Below are 325 nucleotides of genomic sequence, written 5' to 3'. Positions count from 1 at the left end.
CGTCGCCGCCATCTCCGACATCACCGCCGTGGTCTCCGCCGATACGTTCGAGCGGCCGATCTACGCCGGCAACGCGATTGCCACCGTGCAGTCGGCCGATGCGGTGAAGGTGATCACCGTCCGCACCACCGCCTTCGAGACCGCAGCATCCGAAGGCGGTTCGGCCGCCGTCGAGCAGGTCGCGGGTGCCGGTGCCGCCGGGCTGTCGAGCTTCGTCTCGGCCGAGCTGACCAAGTCGGAGCGTCCGGAACTCACATCCGCCCGCGTGGTGGTGTCGGGCGGGCGCGGCATGCAGTCGGGCGAGAACTTCCCGCTGCTTGAGGCT

General features: G+C 69.8%; 1 pseudogene. It reads left to right on the top strand.

The annotated features are described in order from the left end of the window. Positions 1 to 325 (top strand): annotated as a pseudogene (locus TSH64_RS36410) (electron transfer flavoprotein subunit alpha/FixB family protein); the annotation flags it as partial.

Source organism: Azospirillum sp. TSH64, assembly GCF_003116035.1.
Taxonomy (GTDB): Bacteria; Pseudomonadota; Alphaproteobacteria; order Azospirillales; family Azospirillaceae; genus Azospirillum.
This window is presented reverse-complemented; position numbering and strand designations above follow the sequence as displayed.